The sequence below is a fragment of the Actinomadura keratinilytica genome, from assembly GCF_039539665.1.
Classification (GTDB): Bacteria; Actinomycetota; Actinomycetes; order Streptosporangiales; family Streptosporangiaceae; genus Spirillospora; species Spirillospora keratinilytica.
This window is the reverse complement of record NZ_BAABDO010000022.1, coordinates 1-15228: the sequence shown is the minus strand read 5'-3', so window position 1 is coordinate 15228 and position 15228 is coordinate 1. Positions and strand designations below refer to the sequence as shown.

18 protein-coding genes are annotated in these 15228 nt (G+C 73.0%); 10 read left to right on the top strand and 8 right to left on the bottom strand.

The window, feature by feature from the left end; translation table 11 throughout:
* Positions 1–3: 3 nt before the first annotated feature.
* Together ABD879_RS10335 and ABD879_RS10330 are read right to left on the bottom strand one after the other, a co-directional pair.
* Positions 4–993, bottom strand: coding sequence for an NAD(P)H-dependent glycerol-3-phosphate dehydrogenase (locus tag ABD879_RS10335; RefSeq protein ID WP_345019966.1), 990 nt, complete (start codon positions 991–993; stop codon positions 4–6).
* A gap of 17 nt (positions 994–1010) precedes the next feature.
* The gene (locus tag ABD879_RS10330; protein ID WP_345019867.1) at positions 1011–1925 is read right to left on the bottom strand and encodes a lysophospholipid acyltransferase family protein; all 915 of its coding nucleotides are present in this window, start codon (positions 1923–1925) and stop codon (positions 1011–1013) included.
* Between the two features lie 84 nt (positions 1926–2009).
* Between ABD879_RS10330 and cofC the strand changes: the two genes are divergently transcribed.
* Together cofC and ABD879_RS10320 are read left to right on the top strand one after the other, a co-directional pair.
* Positions 2010–2681, top strand: a complete 672-nt coding sequence (gene cofC, locus ABD879_RS10325) for a 2-phospho-L-lactate guanylyltransferase (RefSeq protein WP_345019865.1) — start codon at positions 2010–2012, stop codon at positions 2679–2681.
* A gap of 69 nt (positions 2682–2750) precedes the next feature.
* Positions 2751–2963: a hypothetical protein gene (locus ABD879_RS10320; RefSeq protein WP_345019862.1), complete on the top strand. Its 213-nt coding sequence runs from the start codon at positions 2751–2753 to the stop codon at positions 2961–2963.
* Positions 2964–3134: 171 nt separating this feature from the next.
* On the opposite strand, the gene ABD879_RS10315 is transcribed toward ABD879_RS10320, so the two are convergent.
* The 4 genes from ABD879_RS10315 to leuC all read right to left on the bottom strand — a co-directional run bounded on the left by ABD879_RS10315 (position 3135) and on the right by leuC (position 5970).
* Entirely contained in the window at positions 3135–3413 is a 279-nt protein-coding gene (locus ABD879_RS10315) for an HU family DNA-binding protein (RefSeq protein ID WP_067916442.1), read from the bottom strand.
* Positions 3414–3570: 157 nt separating this feature from the next.
* The gene (locus ABD879_RS10310) at positions 3571–3840 is read right to left on the bottom strand and encodes an SCO5555 family protein (protein ID WP_345019859.1); all 270 of its coding nucleotides are present in this window, start codon (positions 3838–3840) and stop codon (positions 3571–3573) included.
* Between the two features lie 130 nt (positions 3841–3970).
* Positions 3971–4558, bottom strand: a complete 588-nt coding sequence (gene leuD / locus ABD879_RS10305) for a 3-isopropylmalate dehydratase small subunit (protein WP_345019857.1) — start codon at positions 4556–4558, stop codon at positions 3971–3973.
* Between the two features lie 14 nt (positions 4559–4572).
* Positions 4573–5970, bottom strand: a complete 1398-nt coding sequence (gene leuC / locus ABD879_RS10300) for a 3-isopropylmalate dehydratase large subunit (RefSeq protein ID WP_345019856.1) — start codon at positions 5968–5970, stop codon at positions 4573–4575.
* 101 nt (positions 5971–6071) lie between these two features.
* Here leuC and ABD879_RS10295 point away from each other — a divergent pair, with 101 nt between their 5' ends.
* Complete coding sequence (locus tag ABD879_RS10295; protein ID WP_285493300.1) at positions 6072–6791, top strand: IclR family transcriptional regulator; 720 nt, start codon at positions 6072–6074, stop codon at positions 6789–6791.
* A gap of 28 nt (positions 6792–6819) precedes the next feature.
* Here ABD879_RS10295 and ABD879_RS10290 read toward each other — a convergent pair whose 3' ends face one another.
* Positions 6820–7833, bottom strand: coding sequence for a redoxin domain-containing protein (locus tag ABD879_RS10290; RefSeq protein WP_345019855.1), 1014 nt, complete (start codon positions 7831–7833; stop codon positions 6820–6822).
* Between the two features lie 80 nt (positions 7834–7913).
* Here ABD879_RS10290 and ABD879_RS10285 point away from each other — a divergent pair, with 80 nt between their 5' ends.
* The 6 genes from ABD879_RS10285 to ABD879_RS10260 all read left to right on the top strand — a co-directional run bounded on the left by ABD879_RS10285 (position 7914) and on the right by ABD879_RS10260 (position 12231).
* Positions 7914–8588: a MerR family transcriptional regulator gene (locus ABD879_RS10285; RefSeq protein ID WP_345019854.1), complete on the top strand. Its 675-nt coding sequence runs from the start codon at positions 7914–7916 to the stop codon at positions 8586–8588.
* Between the two features lie 108 nt (positions 8589–8696).
* Positions 8697–9074, top strand: a complete 378-nt coding sequence (locus ABD879_RS10280) for a YidH family protein (protein WP_345019853.1) — start codon at positions 8697–8699, stop codon at positions 9072–9074.
* A gap of 11 nt (positions 9075–9085) precedes the next feature.
* Positions 9086–9397, top strand: a complete 312-nt coding sequence (locus tag ABD879_RS10275) for a DUF202 domain-containing protein (RefSeq protein WP_345019852.1) — start codon at positions 9086–9088, stop codon at positions 9395–9397.
* Between the two features lie 24 nt (positions 9398–9421).
* Positions 9422–10249 (top strand): SAM hydrolase/SAM-dependent halogenase family protein, encoded by an 828-nt coding sequence (locus ABD879_RS10270; RefSeq protein WP_345019851.1) that lies wholly within the window; start codon positions 9422–9424, stop codon positions 10247–10249.
* A gap of 2 nt (positions 10250–10251) precedes the next feature.
* The gene (locus ABD879_RS10265) at positions 10252–10647 is read left to right on the top strand and encodes an NUDIX hydrolase (RefSeq protein ID WP_345019850.1); all 396 of its coding nucleotides are present in this window, start codon (positions 10252–10254) and stop codon (positions 10645–10647) included.
* A gap of 129 nt (positions 10648–10776) precedes the next feature.
* Positions 10777–12231 (top strand): serine hydrolase, encoded by a 1455-nt coding sequence (locus ABD879_RS10260; RefSeq protein ID WP_345019848.1) that lies wholly within the window; start codon positions 10777–10779, stop codon positions 12229–12231.
* A 73-nt stretch (positions 12232–12304) separates the two neighbouring features.
* Here ABD879_RS10260 and ABD879_RS10255 read toward each other — a convergent pair whose 3' ends face one another.
* Positions 12305–13474: a serine hydrolase domain-containing protein gene (locus ABD879_RS10255; protein WP_345019846.1), complete on the bottom strand. Its 1170-nt coding sequence runs from the start codon at positions 13472–13474 to the stop codon at positions 12305–12307.
* Between the two features lie 306 nt (positions 13475–13780).
* On the opposite strand from ABD879_RS10255, the gene ABD879_RS10250 reads away from it, so the two are divergent.
* On the top strand, positions 13781–14974 hold the full coding sequence (locus ABD879_RS10250) for a helix-turn-helix domain-containing protein (RefSeq protein WP_345019964.1): 1194 nt from the start codon (positions 13781–13783) through the stop codon (positions 14972–14974).
* Positions 14975–15228: the final 254 nt, after the last annotated feature.

Sequence of the window (15228 nt, the reverse complement as noted above, 5' to 3'; positions counted from 1 at the left end):
ATGTCACACTCCGTAGCGCTCCGGCTTGGGAGAACGCGAGATCAGTGAGATCGCCGCGTCCTTGATGGGCACCTTGTGGCGCAGCACGTTGACGACCGCCTCGGTGATCGGCATCTCGACGTTGTGCTTGCGGGCCAGCTCCAGCACCGCCTCCGACGACTTGACGCCCTCGGCGGTCTGCTTGGTGACCGCCACCACCTGCTCCAGCGTCATGCCGCGGCCCAGGTTCTCGCCGAACGTGCGGTTGCGCGACAGCGGCGAGCTGCACGTGGCGATCAGGTCGCCCATCCCGGCCAGCCCGGCGAAGGTGTGCTCGTCGGCGCCCAGCGCGGCGCCCAGCCGGGCCGTCTCTGCCAGCCCGCGGGTCATCAGCAGCGCCCGGGTGCTGTCGCCGAAGCCGAGCCCCACCGCGATGCCCACGCACAGGGCCACGATGTTCTTGACCGCGCCGCCGAGCTCGCAGCCGATCACGTCGGTGGTGGTGTAGACGCGGAAGTACGGGGTCATGGTGGCGGCCTGCAGCCGCCGGGCGCGCTCCTCGTCCACGCACGCGGCGACGGCGGCGGCGGGCTGCCCGGCGGCGACCTCGCGGGCCAGGTTGGGCCCGCAGAACACCGCGACCCGCTCGTCCGGCACCCCGGCGACCTCGGCGATCACCTCCGACATCCGCCGGCAGGTGCCGAGCTCCACCCCCTTCATCAGGCTGACCAGCACCGACTCGGGCGGCAGCAGCGGGGTCCAGGCCGCCAGGTTCTCCCGCAGCGACTGGGCGGGGACGGCCAGCGCCACGAAGTCGGCGCCGGCCAGCGCCTCGGCCGGGTCGGTGGTGGCGCGCAGCCCCTCGGGCAGGACGATCCCCGGGAGGTAGTCGGGGTTCTCGCGGCGCTCGTTGATCGCCTCGACGACCGCGGGCCGGCGCCCCCACAGCGTGACCTCGCCGCCCGCGTCGCGCAGCAGCTTGGCGAACACGGTCCCCCAGGACCCCGCCCCCATCACGGCGGTGCGGACTGTCACGCGGTCTCCGCCTCCTTGCTCTCGCCGGCGTCCGCCGCCCCGTCCGGCCCCCCGGCCTGCGCGCGGGCCTCGGAACGGGCCTCGGAACGGGTCTCGGCACGGGCCTCGGACGGGGCCTGAGAGCGGTCCTCGGGCGCGGCCGCGGCGGCGGCCCGGCGGCGCTCCTCCAGGACCTTGTGGTGGTCGTACAGCTCCTTGGGGGGCTCCTGGCCGCGCAGCTCGCCGAGCAGCCCGGCGATGGTCGTCATGATCTCGTCGGTGGCCTCGCGCAGGGTGCTCTTGGTGAGCGGCTTGCCCTGGTAGCGGGACAGGTCCACGGGCGGCCCGGCGATCACCTTGATCTTCTTGCGGGGGAACGGGTGGAAGCCCTTCTTCAGGGTGCCCGCCAGGCCCCGCTTCTCGACCTTGGCGTACGGCAGCAGCTCGTGGGTGCCCCAGATGGCCACCGGGACGATCGTCGCGCCGGTCTTGAGCGCCATGCGGGCCACGCCGGTCTGGCCGGTCATCGGCCACAGCTCCGGGTCGCGGGTGCAGCTGCCCTCGGGGAAGAAGATCAGGCACTGGCCGGCCTCCAGGGCCTTCTCGGCCTCCTTGAGGGCCAGCGCGGCGTCGGTGCGGTCGCGGTAGACCGGGATCTGCCCGGTGCCGTACAGGACCTTCTTGATGAACTTGACCTCGAACAGCTGGGACTTGGCCAGGAAGACCGGGTAGCGCCCCGACTCGTACACGAAGTGCGACAGCGCCAGCGGGTCCGACTCGGAGATGTGGTTGGCGGCCAGGATCATGCCGCCCTTGCGGGGCACGTTGCCGCGGCCGCGCCAGTCCCGCTTCAGCAGCCCGAACAGCAGCGGGCGCAGCACGACGATGGTGAGCCTCCGCCAGCCCGGCGAATACCCGTACCCCTGACTCATGCCCGTCCCTTTCTCGATGCGCCCACGCGGTGAGCGCGGGGTGTCCTCAGTTTCGCGGTTGCGTGCGCATAGTGTCGAGTTGCCATGTCTACAGCACAGCGCGCTGCGTCTCATCTCCAGTGGTCGCTCGTGGTGCCGGTCAAGGTGCTGGCCCGGGCGAAAACCCGCATGTCGGCGGCGGCGGGCCCGCACCGGCAGGCCCTGGCGCTCGCGGTGGCGGCCGACACGGTCGCGGCCGCGCTGCGCTGCGACCGCGTCCGCGACGTGATCGTCGTCACCGACGACCCGGTGCCCGCGGCCGAGCTGGCCGCGCTGGGCGCCCGCGTGGTGCCGGACGAGCCGGACGCCGGGCTGAATCCCGCCCTGGTGTACGGGGCGGGGCGCGGCCGCGAGCTGTCCCCGGACAGCGGGGTCGGCGCGCTGTCGGCGGACCTGCCCGCGCTGCGCCCGGACGAGCTGGCCCGGGTGCTGGACGCGGCGGCCGCGGCGCCGACGGCGTTCGTGCCGGACGCCGCCGGGATCGGCACCACCCTGTACACGGCGCGGCCCGGCGTGCCGTTCGCGCCCGCCTTCGGCGGCGACTCGCGCGCCGCGCACCGCGCCCGCGGGGCCCGCGAGCTGCTGGTGCCGGACACCGCGAGCGTCCGCCGCGACGTCGACACCCTGCCGGACCTGCGCGAGGCCCTCGCCCTGGGGTGCGGCCCGCGCACCACGGCCGTGGCCCGCCGCATCACCGCCCTGCACACGCCCGCGTAGCGGGCGGACGCGCACGCGGCGCGAGCGTTGATCATCGCGTGTGCCGCGGGACCGGCTAGGGTGGCCGCCATGCAGGGCACGGTGCGGACGTACGACCCGGAGACGCGCTCGGGCAGCGTGCTGCTCGACGACGGCACCGAGCTTCCCTTCGACAGCGCCGCGTTCGACGCGGGCGGCCTGCGGATGCTGCGGTTCGGCCAGCGGGTGAACCTGGCCGCCGAGGGCGGCCGCATCACGGTGGTGACGCTGTCGACGTTCCCGCTGCCCGACGCCGGCCCCTGACCGTCCGCGCGGGTCCAGGGGCGCAGGGCGGCCCCGGAACTTCGCCGTGCGGCCCGCCGAGCACGCACAGGCGGCCCCGGCGGGGCCGGAAGCGCGCCAGGAATGCCGCAGCGCCCGGGGAGCCGCCTGGGGCGGCGGCCCGGGCGCTGCCACGGGTGATCTGCCGACGACCTACTTCTTGCCGGCCACCAGGTTCTTGAAGTCGGCGCCCGCCTTGAACTTGGGCACGGACGTCGCGGGGACCTGGATGGTCTTGCCGGTTGCGGGGTTGCGCGCCGTACGGGCAGGCCGGTCGGCCTTCTCGAACGAACCGAACCCGGTGATCGCGACCTTGTCGCCCTTGGCGACGGCGTCCTGGATCGTCTCCAGGATCGCGTCGACCGCCTCGGCTGCGGCCTTCTTACTGCCCAGCCGCTCTGAGATGGCGTCGACCAGCTCACGCTTGTTCATGGGTTACTCCTCTAGTTCCCCCCTTGCCCGAACGAAACTAAGGCAGCCTCCGCAGCGAGACAATCACCTGCACGCAAGAATCCTTGTGTCGCTGGCGTTTTTGTCGGCATCGCCCCTGTCTCACCCGGGAGCCGGACCTGTCCGGCCACCCCGCACGTTAGCGGGCGTCGGTCGTGCCCGAAAAGTCGGCCAGGAAGGCGTCCAGCCTGCGGGAGGCCAGTTGGGCGTCCCGTTTGGCCAGGTCGGTGATCGCCAGCAGGTGCCGGATGAGGCGCCGGCGGGTGTCCCGGGGCAGCGGCGCCACCAGGCGGTGGGCGTCGCGCAGCCGCCGGGCGAGCAGGGTGAGCGTGGGGTCGTCCCACTCGGGGCCGCTCCACGGCGGCGGGACCGCCGGCTGCTCGCCCGGCTGGGATCGGGCATGGGTCAAGGAGAGCCCCCCAACGATAGGAGCGTGTGTCTTCGCACACTGTCGATTGTCGTCGGTGGGCGTGCGTGCCCGCGCACCCGGGGGGCGGTCCGGCATGTCACGAGCCGGATGCCGCCCCCGGGCGGACCGTTCAGACGGTGGTGGGCATCCAGCCGGGACGGCGCTGCTCGTAGGCGGCGATGTCGTCGGCGTGGCGGAGGGTCAGGCCGATGTCGTCCAGGCCCTCCATCAGGCGCCAGCGCGTGTAGTCGTCGATCTCGAAGGGGACGACCAGGTCGCCGGCGCGCACCTCGCGGGCGCCGAGGTCCACGGTGATCTCCGCGGCGGGCTCCTGCTCGGCGCGGGTCTGCAGCCGCTCGACGACGTCGCCGGGCAGCACGACCGGCAGCAGCCCCATCTTGGTGGAGTTGTTGCGGAAGATGTCCCCGAACCGGGGGGCGATCACGACGCGGAACCCGTACTGCTGCAGCGCCCAGACGGCGTGCTCGCGGGACGAGCCGGTGCCGAAGTCCGGCCCGGCGACCAGGATGCTGGCGCCCTGGTACTCGGGCCGGTTCAGCACGAAGTCGGGGTCCTCGCGCCAGGCCGAGAACAGCCCCTTGTCGAACCCGGTGCGGCTGACCTGCTTGAGCCAGACGGCCGGGATGATCTGGTCGGTGTCGACGTTGCTGCGGCGCAGCGGCACCGCGCGTCCGGTGTGGGTGGTGAAGGCTTCCATGGTGCGAAACGTCCTTACAGGTCGGCGGGCGCGGTCAGGCGTCCGGTGACGGCGGTGGCGGCGGCGACGGCGGGCGACACCAGGTGGGTGCGGCCGCCGGGCCCCTGCCGGCCCTCGAAGTTGCGGTTGGACGTGGAGGCGCTGCGCTCGCCCGGGGTGAGCTTGTCGGGGTTCATCGCCAGGCACATCGAGCAGCCCGCCTCGCGCCACTCGGCGCCGGCGGCGGAGATCACCTCGTGCAGGCCCTCCTCCTCGGCCTGCTGCTTGACCTTCATCGAGCCGGGGACGACCAGCATGCGCACCCCGTCGGCGACCTTGCGGCCCTTGAGGACGCCCGCGACGGCGCGCAGGTCCTCGATGCGGCCGTTGGTGCAGGAGCCGACGAAGACGGTGTCCACGGCGATCTCGCGCAGCGGGGTGCCCGGGGTCAGGTCCATGTACTGCAGCGCCCGCTCGGCGGCGGCGCGCTCCACCGGGTCGTCGAAGGAGGCCGGGTCGGGCACCGACTCGCTGAGCGGCAGGCCCTGGCCGGGGTTGGTGCCCCAGGTGACGAAGGGGGTCAGCTCGGACGCGTCGATCACGACCTCCTTGTCGAAGGTCGCGTCGTCGTCGGTGCGCAGGGACTCCCAGTACTCGACGGCGCGGTCCCAGTCCTCGCCCTGGGGGGCGTGCGGGCGGCCCTTGAGGTAGGCGAAGGTGGTCTCGTCCGGCGCGATCATGCCGGCGCGGGCGCCCGCCTCGATGGACATGTTGCAGACCGTCATGCGGCCCTCCATCGACAGCGAGCGGATCGCCTCGCCGCGGTACTCGATGATGTGGCCCTGGCCGCCGCCGGTGCCGATCCGGGCGATGATCGCCAGGATGAGGTCCTTGGCGGTGACGCCCTCGGGCAGCGTGCCGTTCACGGTGACGGCCATCGTCTTGGGCTTGACCTGCGGCAGCGTCTGGGTGGCCAGGACGTGCTCGACCTCGCTGGTGCCGATGCCGAACGCCAGGGCGCCGAACGCGCCGTGCGTGGAGGTGTGCGAGTCGCCGCACACGACCGTCATGCCGGGCTGGGTCAGGCCGAGCTGCGGGCCGATGACGTGCACGATGCCCTGCCCGTCGTCGCCCATCGGATGCAGCCGGATGCCGAACTCCGCGCAGTTCTTGCGCAGCGTCTCCACCTGCGTGCGCGACACCGGGTCGGCGATCGGCCGCAGCAGGTCGGTGGTGGGGACGTTGTGGTCCTCGGTCGCGATCGTCAGCTCGGGGCGCCGGACGGTGCGGCCGGCCAGGCGCAGGCCGTCGAACGCCTGCGGGCTGGTCACCTCGTGCACCAGGTGGAGGTCGATGTAGAGCAGGTCCGGTTCACCCTCGGCACGCCGTACGACGTGCGCGTCGTACACCTTTTCGGCCAATGTACGGCCCATCGCTCACCTCACCTGAAGATTCCGTTCGCACCGGGCGCGCGGGTCGCGCCGGGCTCGCCGTCCGACTTGCATCTCACATAACGAGACGGCAATATCAAGTCATGGACAACTCTAGCGGAGTCGGCGTACTTGACAAAGCGGTTCTGGTGCTGAACGCCCTGGAGGCGGGTCCCGCCTCGCTGGCGCAGCTCGTCCAGACCACCGGGCTGGCGCGGCCGACCGCCCACCGGCTCGCCGTCGCGCTGGAGCACCACCGCTTCGTCCACCGCGACACCCAGGGCAGGTTCATCCTGGGGCCGCGGCTGGCCGAACTGGCGGTGGCCGCGGGCGAGGACCGGCTGCTGGCGATCGCCCAGCCGATCCTGGCCCAGCTGCGGGACCTGACCGGCGAGAGCGCCTCGCTGTTCCGGCGGCAGGGCGACGTGCGGGTCTGCGTGGCCGCCGCCGAGCGCAGCAGCGGGCTGCGCGACACCATCCCGGTGGGCGCCGCGCTGCCGATGACCGCCGGGTCGGCCGCGCAGGTGCTGCTGGCCTGGGAGGAGCCCGACCGGCTGCACCGGGGCCTGCGCGGCGCCAAGTTCGAGGCCACCACGCTGGCCCAGGTGCGGCGGCGCGGCTGGGCGCAGAGCGTCGGCGAGCGCGAGCAGGGCGTCGGCTCGGTGTCGGCGCCGATCCGCGGCGCGGGCGGCCGGGTGATCGCCGCGGTGTCGGTGTCCGGCCCGCTGGAGCGCCTGACCCGCTCCCCCGGCCGCCTGCACGCCGGCCCGGTGATGGCCGCGGCCGAGAAGATCTCCGAGGCGATGCGCCGGACCGCGTCCTAGCCTCCCGGCCGGGGTCCTCGGCCCCCGGTCATGCCGTCGGACGGGCGGGCAGCGGCCGGTGGATGGGGATGCCCGCCTTCTCCAGCTCGTCGCGCAACGCGAAGTAGGCGTCGCCGAACGGGTCCTCCCCGGTGAGCGGCATGAGGCCGCGGCGGATCGCCACGTCGTGCGGGGCGAGGGCGGCGGCCGCGGCCACGTGCCGCCGCGCCGCCTCGCCCCGGCCGCCGCGGGCCAGCCAGACCGCCAGGCGGGCGTGCGCGCGGGCCCGCTGCTCGTCGGCGGTCGGGACGCGCAGGTGCTCGCGGACCTGCGCCTCGTCCAGCCCGGCGTCGCCGTCGAGCACCCAGCGGCGCAGCGCCGCGTAGGACTCCTGGGAGTCCAGGCCGTTCATGGAGCGGAACAGGTCGGTGGCGGTCTGGGTGTCCTGGGGGCGGGCGATGCGGCCGCGCTCGTCGATCCACACCACCGTGGGCACGTTGATCACGTTGTAGAGCTCGGCGACGACGCCCTCGGTGTCCACCAGGGCGGGATGGGTGGCCTTCGCCTCCTCGATCCACGGCCGCGCGTCGTCGGCCGACCGGTCGCACGCCACGCTGACGACCGTGAGGCCGTGGTCGCGCAGCGCCGCGTGCCGCTCCTCCCAGGCGGGCAGGTCGTAGCGGCATCCGCACCAGGAGGCCCAGAACACCAGCGCCACCTTGCGTCCGCGGAAGTCGGCGAGGCGGACGCCGTCCAGCTCGAAGCCGGGCGCCTCGGCGGCGGTCAGGCGCGGCGCGGCGGCGGCCAGGGCCACGACGCGCGCGGCCGCGTCGATGACGGCGACCTGCCCCGTGAGCTCGGCGAACGCGGCCACGTCCACACCGTCGGGCGTCTCGGCCGCGGCGGCGCGGGCGGCGGGCAGGCAGGCGTCGTCGCGGCACCAGCCGTGCGGCTTGCGCTCCCAGCCGAGCAGCGGCCGGTCCGGCGGGGCCAGGAGCCGCCCGCCGGGACCGGGCCGGGCCTCGATCCGCTCGACGCGGTCGCCGGCGATGACGGTGAACATCCGGGCCTCCCCCTTGTTGGATAGTGTCGGTATCCAAGTATTGGATAGTTCTAGTATCCAGTCAAGGGGAGGGGTGCGCGGTGAAGATCTCCGAGCTCAGCGACCGCAGCGGGCTGACCATCCAGACGATCAAGTACTACATCCGCGAGGGCCTGCTGCCGAAGGGCACGGCGACCGGCGCCACCCGGGCCGAGTACGACGAGCGGCACCTGGAGCGGCTGCGGCTGGTGCGGGCGCTGCGCGAGGTCGGCGACCTGCCGGTGGCCGCCATCCGGCGCATCGTGGCGGCGGTCGACGACGAGGACGTCGGCATGCACCGGCTGTTCGGCATCACCCAGTACGCCATCGGCCCGCACGTGGACGCGCCCGACCAGGACCCGGCCGCGCCCGAGGACCTGGCGGCCCAGTGGCGGGCCGCGCGCCGGGACGTCGACGCGCTGATCCGCGAGCTCGGCTGGCAGGTCACCGACCGCGCCCCCGCCCGCGACCTGCTCGCCCAGACCTTCGTCGCGCTGCGCCGCCTCGGCTTCCCCGTCACGCCGGAGGACCTGCTGCCGTACACGCGCGCCGCCGCGGCCGTGGCCGAGCACGAGATCGGCTCGGTCGCCGCCGACGCCCCGCGCGGCCGGGCGGTGCACGCCATGCTGGTGTCCGCGGTGCTGTACGAGCAGGTGCTCACCGCCCTGCACCGGCTGGCCCAGGAGGACGCCTCGGCCCGCCGCTTCGGCGCCGACGACCCCGGCGCAATCAATTAGACAAACCACGCTTTTTCGGTCGAATTCCCCAATCAAATCGGTTCGGCGGAAAAAACGGAATCCGCATACGATGAACCGGCGATGCCGACCACACCGGGTGATGCTCCGATGACCGCCGCGGACCCCGAGCGCGGGCGGTGGACCGACCGGCTGCTCGCCGAGGGCGACGACCCCGACCCCCGGTTCACCCTCGCCAACGAGCGCACGTTCCTGGCCTGGATCCGCACCGCCCTGGCGGTGATCGCCGCCGGGATCGGGCTGGCCCTCAGCCGCGACCTGCTGGCCGGTCCGGTGCGCGACGCGCTGGCCGTCGGCTGCGCCGCCACCGGCGCCCTGATCGCCGTGCTGGCCTTCCGCCGCTGGCTGCGCACCGAACGCGCGCTGCGCCGCGCCGAGACGCTGCCGCCGCCCGCGCTGGCCCCGGTCATGTCGTACGGGCTGGCGGCCGCCGCGGTCGTCCTGCTGGTCGCCCTGCTGGCCACCTGAGGAGGCGGACGGTGAGCCGCCTGTGGGACCCGGGCGCCCAGCCCGAGCGCACCGCCCTCGCCTGGTCGCGCACCACGCTGTCCCTGCTGGTGGCGGGGCTGCTGTGCGTCCGGCTCGCGCCGTCCGCCGCCGGCGCCGCGCTGGCCGCCGGGGCCGTCTGCGGCGCCGCCGCCCTGCAACTGCGCCGCGCCCGCCGCACCCACCGCCGCCGCGGCCGCCGCCTGCCCGCCGGAGCCCCGGTCGCCGACCCCGCCTCCGTCCTCCTCGCCACCGCCGTCACCGTGCTGCTCGGGGTCATCGGCGTCCTCTTCGCCGCCGCCTGAAGATCGGTTGGTAGCCTCGCTGCCGTGCAGGACCGTGCGTTCGTCAGTCTGACCACCGACTTCGGCGCCGCCTACACGGCCATCTGCGCCGGTGTGGTCTACTCGATCGCCCCGTCGGCGAACGTGCTCGTCCTCAGCGACGAAGTGACGCCCTACGCGGTGACCGAGGGCGCCATGCTGCTCCGCCAGGCCCTGCCGTACCTGCCGACCGGCGTGCACGTCGGCATCGTCGACCCGGGGGTCGGCACCCCGCGCCGCCCCGTGGCGGTCGTCACCGGACGCGGCGACGTGCTGATCGGCCCCGACAACGGCCTCCTGCCGCCGGCCGCCGAAGCGCTGGGCGGCGCGGTCGACGCGTACGAGCTGGCCGACCCCGCCTACCGGCTGCCGGAGGTGTCCACCAGCTTCCACGGCCGCGACATCTTCTCCCCCGCCGCCGCCCACGTGGCGGGCGGCCTGGCCCCGTCCGCGCTCGGCCCGCGCGTCCCGCCGGGCGAGCTGTGCCCGCTGCGGGTGCCGCCGGTCACCAGGGACGGCGACGCGGTGACCGCGTCCGTCCTCTACATCGACCGCTTCGGCAGCCTCATCCTCGCCGCCGGACGGGACGACCTGCCCGCGACGCTCGCCTACGGCACGCCCCTGGAGGTCGCCTGGACCGACCGGGACGGCGCGCCCCGCACCGTCCGCGCCGCCTTCGCCGAGACCTTCGGCAGCGTGGCCGAGGGGGAGCCCCTGATCTGGGTGGACTCCTCCGGCCGGCTCGGCCTGGCCGTCAACCGGGGCTCGGCCGCCACCCGCTTCGGCCTCGCCCCCGACGCCGTGCTCACCATCCGTCCCGCCCCCGAGGAGTGACCATGGAACTGGACGTCGTCGCCTGGCTGCACGCCGTCGACGGCCGCCTGCTCGCCGTCCGGTCTCGCGGCCGCGACCTGCTCTACCTGCCGGGCGGCAAGCGCGAACCCGGCGAGGACGACTGGTCGGCCCTCTCCCGGGAGATCCGCGAGGAGCTGGCCGTCCGGCTGGACGAGGGCTCCTTCCGCGAGGTCGGCGTCGTCCGGGCCCCCGCCCACGACCAGCCCGCCTTCACCCACGTCCGCATGGCCTGCTTCACGGCCGCCTACCAGGGCGACATGCTCCCCGCGGGCGAGGTCGACGAGTACCGCTACGTGGCCCCCGCCGACCGCGACCTGCTGGCCCCGGCCGCGCAGGCGGCGCTCGACATGGCCGCCGCCCACGGCCTGCTGTCCTGACCCCTTCACGTATTTGTTCTGCGGCGCCGAATTCCTTGTGCTTCGGCGCCGGTTTCCCCGTTTCCCGCGGTGGATGCGTTCCGTGCCCCTATGATCACGAACTCACCCATCGGGGAAAGGCGAAACACGATGAGACGTGGATGGCTGCGCGGCTCCGTCGGCCTGATGACGGTGATCGCGCTGGCGGGCTGCCCGACCGGAGCGGAGGCGGTCGACGTGCGGAGTGCCGCCCAGTCGGAGAAGGAGACGGCGAGCCCGCTCGCCGAACGGCTGCGGGCGACCATCGACCGGCTGCGGTTCGAGGAGGTCCTGGACACGGCGCCGCCCGGCACCGCCCAGGCCGGTGCGCTGCGGACCCCCGTCGACAAGGAGGCGACGCAGTCTCCGCGGCTGCGCGCCCGCCGGTACGCGGCGGCGGCCGACCCCGAGCCGATCGTCCAGCAGCCGCAGATGGACGCGACCATCATCGAGCTGGACCGGAAGGGGCGCCCCGTCTCGTCCGGCACCGTGCTGATGAGCCCGCTCTACAAGGACGGCGTCGTGGTCCCCGTCGACCGCAACCTGTCCACCACGAGCGTGCGCTGGCGGCAGTGGGACGACGCGGGCTGGTACGCCGACAAGGGGCAGGGCTCCATCGACGTGGTCGCGGGCCGGGAGAACGCCCCGCTGGACCACATGCTCAACTACCCCGCCTCGGTCCTGAAGCTCATGGTCAACTTCGGCGTCCTGCGGCTGGTGGACCAGGGCGAGATCGGCCTGGACGACACCTTCGACTACCGGCCCACCTCCGACAGCTCCGTGTCCCTGTGCGGCACCGCCGCCTCCAAGACGGTGCGCCAGTACATGGACGAGTCGCTCACCTGGTCGTCGAACCCCGCGTCCTGCGCCCTGGTCAAGCTGCTGCACGAGCACAACGCGATCGACCCGCTGAACCAGACCTTCCAGGACCTCGGCCTGGAGACGCTCCAGCTCAAGGGCACCAACCCGGCGACCGGCGGCCGGTGGTCCAACTCCATCACCATGAGCTCGCTGGACACCGCCAAGCTGCTGACCCTTATCAACGGCGCCCCCGGCCGCGTGTGGACCGCGCCGAACGGCAAGCCGGTCACCAGCGACGGCGTGCTGAGCGCCGCGTCGCGCGCGTTCTTCCTGTCCAAGCTCAGGCAGCAGGGCTTCAACGACATGCTGTCGACCGGCAACTGGTGCGGCGGCACCTACCCGGCGCCCGGCATCCCCAGCACCGTCGCGTCCCGCTGGATCGGCGCGGACGGCACCGTCACCGTCGCGGGCAACAAGTTCGGCCGGGACGTGCGGCCCTGCAACGCCAAGGCCCAGGTGTCCTTCGCCCACAAGACCGGCTGGGTGAACAACACCGCCGCCGACGCCGGCATCGTCCGGGCCCTGCCGGGCAAGGGAGGCCGCCACTACATCATCGTGGTGTTCTCCAACCTGGGCACGCAGTACATCGACGCGAACCGTCCCGACACGCCCGCCGGCATCTACCCGTTCAGCTACACCGAGAAGTTCGCCCAGCTGGGCCGCGCCATGGACACCTACATGGCCAAGCGAGCCGAGCGGAACTGACAGGCACCGCGGACGGCGTCCGTTCGGGGGGCGGACGCCGTCGCGTTCTCCCCTTCAGCGCGGGTTCCGGTCGTCACCGGCTCCCGCACAGCGCCCGGTCGGTCAGCTCGTTGGCGGCCGTGAGCTGAGCGAGCTTGGCCTTCTCCTCCCCCGGCTGGGTGGCCAGCATGATCTCCACACTCGTGCCGCCGTCCGCGGAGACGGAGTTGACGCTGGACACGCCGAACATGCTGCCGCCGTGGAACCAGGCCCACGTGCCGCAGGACGTGCGCCGCTTGGCCAGCCCCAGCCCGTAGCCGGCGTCCTTGTACACCACCCGCCACTCGGTGGCCGGCACGGTCTGCTTCATCTGCGCAAGCTGCGCCGCCGGAAGCAGGCGTCCGCCCAGCAGCGCCCGCAGGAACCGGTTCATGTCGTCGGTGGTGCTGGTCAGGCCCCCGTCGGCGTACCCGTCGGAGAAGACGGACACGTCCACCAGCGGCCCGCCCGGCGTGAACCGCTCGTAGAACTTGGCGCGCGGCTGCGGCACGTACGCCGACGTCCCGGGGCTGTAGGTGTGCGCCAGCCCCAGCGGCGCGATGATGCGCTCGTGGACCTCGTGCTCCCAGGGGTTCCCCGTCGCCTTCTCGACGATCATCCCGGCGACGACGTAGTTGGTGTTGGAGTAGCTCCAGCGCTCGCCCGGCGCGAACTCCGGCGCGTGCCGCATCGCCATCGCGACCAGTTCCTCCGGCCGGTAGGAACGGAACCGCACCTTGCGGTAGGTCTCCGGCGTACGGTCCTGGTCCTGCGGCAGGTAGTGGCTGTAGTCGTGCAGCCCGCTGGTCTGCTGGAGCAGATGCCGCACGGTGATCTTCGACCCGTCGTTGCCGTTGCCCCGCACCAGGCCGGGCAGCCAGCGTTCCACCGTGTCGTCGAGGCGGACCCTCCCCTCGGCCGTCAGCTGCAGCAGCACCGTCGCCACGAACGTCTTGGTGTTGCTGCCGACCCGGTAGTACCCGTTCCAGGGCACCGGCCGCCGGGTGCCGAGATCGGCGACTCCGCTGCGCGCCTTGAGGCTCCCCTTCTCGTTCACCACCTGCGCCAGCACCCCGGTGGTCCCGGTGTCGCGGATGGCGTCGACATCCCGCTGCAACTGCTCCCGCGAGTAGCGCGGCGCCCCGGAGGCGGGCACCGCGGCGGCCGTTGCGACGAGCGCGTCGAGACCGATCCCGCCCGCGCACATGGCGATCCGTCTGATCATGCGCCCCAAGGCTATGGATCGGCGTCCCGCCCGCACGATGAGGCCACCCGCAGACGGCCCGGTGGGGTTGGCCCCACCCCCGGTCTCCGAGGCCCGAACTGCGCGCCCAGCCCCTCTCAGATGAACAACGTCACCCGCAACGGCGCCGCACCTAAAAGAACGCGCCGGACCCTGCAGTGACCAATGCACCGCGCCATCCCGCTCACACCCCACCACCCTCCAGCGGGCGCATGCCCGAGACCTCTGACGCGCAAAAGCCCTGCACCGTAGCCTGAGAGTGCGACCACCCAGGAGGTGCAGGGCCTTATGTCCGAAGATGCTACCCCCGAGCACGTCGGCAGGCGCATAGCCCGGTGGCGGAAGAAGCGCGACCTGACACAAGCCGGTCTCGCGCAACGCGCGCACTACTCACGTTCCCACCTCGCGCAGGTGGAGGCCGGTCACAAAGTCGCCACCCCCGCTTTCGTCGCCGCGACGGCCGCCGCGCTCGGGGTCGATCCGGCCGTGCTGTGGGGCCAGCCCTACGGCCATGACGACCACCTGCACGTGGCCATCCCCGAGCTCCGCCGCGTGCTCGCTTACGTCGGCGTCGGGCCAGAGCTGGCGGGGCCGCCCCGAAGTCTGGACGTCCTCGCCGCCGAAGTCGCCACTCTGCGGCGGCTCATGCACAAAGTGCATCTCACGAAGATCTCGCAGCGACTCCCCGCCGTGCTCGAAGAACTCATGTACTGGGCGTACGAGACCGACGACCCGCGCGCCTGGGGCCTGCTGTCACTGGCGTACGGCCGCGCGGTCAGCCTCACCCGCCGACTCGGGTACAGCGGCGACGCCCTGGCCCTTCTCGAATGCGCCGCCGATGCGGCCCGACGTTCACAGGACCCGAACCTGCCGCACCTGGTGACGCTGGCACGGTCGCTGCTCCTGCTGGGCCTCAACGAACCCAAACCCGCGCTGAGACTGCTCGACCAAGCCGCCGCCGACGTCCACGAAGACCGGCCGGACGGCGGCGAGATCAGCGGCGCCATCGAGCTGCGGTCGGCCATCATCGCCGCGCGTGCCGCACGAGATCAGGACGACTACAGCACCCGAGCGTGGGAGTACTGGGGGAAGGCGTCCGAGCGCATCCAACGGGGACGCGGCGGCAGACCGGTTCACCTGCTGGAGTTCACCCCCGCGAATGTCGCCATCCACGGGGCGGCCGTCGCGGTGGAGCTGGGCGACCTGGACGAGGCGGCACGCCGTGACCAGACGATCCAAGAGCCCACGCTGGCGACGCTGCCCCCGGAACGGCGTGCACACCATGAGATCGACATGTCGCGGCTCCACGTGGAGACCGGGAGCTACCGCATGGCCGAGGAGCGTCTGGAGACCGCCGACCGCATCGCCCCCCAGATGGTCGCCTTCCATCCGACCGCACGTTCTGTGGTGCATCACCTGGTAGACGTGCGGCGCACGCTGCCCGAGCCGCTCCGGCGGCTCTACAACCGCATGAGCGTCTAGCCCATCGGGCGGCAGCGCGCAAGGCCCCGGTGTTCCGGTTTAGAACACCGGGGCCTTCGCGTAGGGGGAACCTGTGCCCCACAATGCAAAACCGGCCCCCGGCCCGCTGCGGCCACAGCGGGAAGGCCCGGGGGCCTTGCCGGAACCTGACCAGGAGGTCCGACTGATGTACGAGTATGACCCATTGTTCGCGCTCGGCGCGTCGCTGGGTGCGGACGGGCTGGCGGTCGTCCGCACGGCGGACGGTCTGCAGG